Source organism: Mesorhizobium sp. M2A.F.Ca.ET.067.02.1.1, assembly GCF_004023285.1.
GTDB lineage: Bacteria > Pseudomonadota > Alphaproteobacteria > Rhizobiales > Rhizobiaceae > Mesorhizobium.
Genome location: NZ_RZSB01000837.1, coordinates 1 through 2409, shown reverse-complemented (window position 1 = coordinate 2409; position 2409 = coordinate 1). Strand labels below are relative to the sequence as shown.

At 65.1% G+C, this 2409-nt stretch carries 4 protein-coding genes; all 4 read right to left on the bottom strand.

Annotated features, from left to right (window positions below):
• On the bottom strand, positions 1-157 hold a 157-nt coding region (locus EOA28_RS32530; RefSeq protein WP_281060941.1), incomplete at its 3' end, for a beta-ketoacyl synthase N-terminal-like domain-containing protein.
• 34 nt (positions 158-191) lie between these two features.
• On the bottom strand, positions 192-428 hold the full coding sequence (locus EOA28_RS32525; protein WP_006203723.1) for an acyl carrier protein: 237 nt from the start codon (positions 426-428) through the stop codon (positions 192-194).
• Between the two features lie 345 nt (positions 429-773).
• Positions 774-1511 (bottom strand): 3-oxoacyl-[acyl-carrier-protein] reductase, encoded by a 738-nt coding sequence (fabG, locus tag EOA28_RS32520; protein ID WP_127251700.1) that lies wholly within the window; start codon positions 1509-1511, stop codon positions 774-776.
• A 60-nt stretch (positions 1512-1571) separates the two neighbouring features.
• Positions 1572-2409 (bottom strand): ACP S-malonyltransferase (gene fabD / locus EOA28_RS32515; RefSeq protein WP_128315691.1); only part of this gene is annotated, 838 nt, incomplete at its 5' end.

The window sequence follows — 2409 nt, the reverse complement described above, 5'->3', positions numbered from 1 at the left end:
GGATGATGTGGGCGATCTTGCAGGCAAGATCGTCCACCTGGAACTCGGTGACGCGGCGGCAGGCGCTGCGGCCGGAAAGCAATTCCCGCCAGCTATGCTCGACGCCCATGCCAAACGGCGAAAGCAGGCCAAGGCCCGTGACGACGACACGCCTCATCGCAGGTCCTCCCCGATTATGCCTGCGAAAGAACTCAGGCCGAGGCCTTGTCGATGTACTTCACGGCGTCGCCGACGGTGAGGATGGTCTCGGCGGCATCGTCCGGAATCTCGACGCCGAACTCTTCTTCGAACGCCATGACGAGTTCGACCGTGTCGAGGCTGTCCGCGCCCAGGTCGTCGATGAAGCTCGCCTGCTCCGTCACCTTGTCGGCATCGACGCCGAGATGCTCGATGACGATCTTCTTGACGCGCTCTGCGGTGTCACTCATTTGGGCAATCCTCGTCTTATGTTTGTCGATCTTCGTTAGCGGGCGGAATGCCGCTAATCAAGCTGAAAGATGGTCTTGCGGGCAACGCAACGCCACAGGACCGGTTTTTGCCCGAACCGCCGGGTTGCGGGCCGCATTACACGAAAAATGCCGGGCGTCCAAGCCGAAATGGCTGTTTTCACAGGCGTCCGGGCTTGGCCGCCGGGGTGTGTCGAGATTCAGGTCAGGCCGAGCCGAAAATGGTGGCTTTCGAGAACCGGAGCGGAGCGGACATCGAGTCCGTGAGCACCGGAAGCGCAGAAAGCCACCGTTTGCAGGCCGGCATCACCTGAATATCGACATGCCCTAGATCATTGCCATGCCGCCATTCACGTGAATGGTCTGGCCGGTGACATAAGCCGCCTCATTGGAAGCGAGGTAGGCAACCGCGCACGCGACCTCGGCGCTGGTGCCCATGCGCCTTATCGGGATGGCGGCCATGATCGTCTCTTTCTGCTTGTCGTTGAGCTTGTCGGTCATGGCCGATTCGATGAAGCCCGGGGCGACGCAGTTGACGGTGATGTTGCGGGTGGCGATCTCCTGCGCCAGCGACTTGGAAAAGCCGATCATGCCGGCCTTGGAGGCGCAGTAATTGGTCTGGCCGGGATTGCCCGTGACGCCGACCACCGAGGTGATGTTGATGATGCGGCCATGGCGGCGGCGCATCATCGGATGGGTCAGCTCGCGGGTGAGCCGGAACACGGCGGTGAGGTTGACCTCGATCACGCTGTCCCAGTCGGCATCCGACATGCGCACGAACAGGCCGTCCTTGGTGATGCCGGCATTGTTGACCAGGATATCGACGCCTTCGAGATCCGCTTCCGCTTTCTGGCCGAGCGCCTTCACCGCGTCGCGGTCGGTCAAATCCGCCGGAAACAGTTTTACGCGGTCGCCGAGCTCACCTGCCAACGCTTCCAGCTTCTCCACGCGCGTGCCGTGCAGGCCGACGATGGCGCCCTGGCTGTGCAGCACCCTGGCGATCGCCTCGCCGATGCCTCCCGATGCGCCTGTGACGAGCGCCTTGCGGCCGGTCAGTTCGAACATTTTTCTCTCCTGATCTCAGAGGGGCACCCTTGGCACAGGTGCCGTCAAATCGCCAGCCTGTCAGGCGAGCGCCGCCAGCGCCGCCTCTACCTCCGCCGCCGTGCCGATGGCACCGGTGGCGATGTCGCGGTTGATGCGGCGCGCCAGGCCCGACAGCACCTTGCCGGCGCCGACCTCGTAAAGCGTGGCGACACCATTGGCGCCGAACCATTCCACCGTCTCGCGCCAGCGCACGCGGCCGGTCACCTGGTGGACCAGCCGGCGGGCGATCTCGTCCGGGTCGCTGGTCGGCGTCACCGTCACGTTCGAGACGACCGGGACCACCGGCGCCTGCTTTTCCACGCTCGCCAGCGCCTCGCGCATGATGTCGGCCGCCGGCGCCATCAACGCCGAGTGGAAGGGGGCCGAAACCTGCAGCATCAGCGCCCGCTTGGCGCCCTTTTCGGTGCACAGCTTCGCCGCCAGCTCGACCGCCGCTTTGGCGCCTGAAATCACCAGCTGGCCGCCGCCATTGTCGTTGGCGACCTGGCAGACGGAGCCCTTGGCCGCTTCCGCGCATGCCGCTTCGACATCGGCATGTTCGAGGCCGATGATCGCGGCCATGGCGCCCTCGCCCGCCGGCACCGCCGCCTGCATGGCGTTGCCGCGGGTCCTGAGCAGCCGCGCCGCGTCGCCGACCGAAACAAAGCCGGCTGCGGCAAGCGCGGAATATTCGCCCAGCGAATGGCCGGCCACATAGGCCACCTTGTCCTTCAGCGACAAGCCGCGCGCTTCGAGCGCCCGCATCGCCGCCAGCGACACCGCCATCAGCGCCGGCTGGGCGTTGGCGGACAGCGTCAGCGTCTCTTCCGGGCCTTCCCAGATCTCTTCCGGGCCTTCCCAGATCAGTTTCGACAGG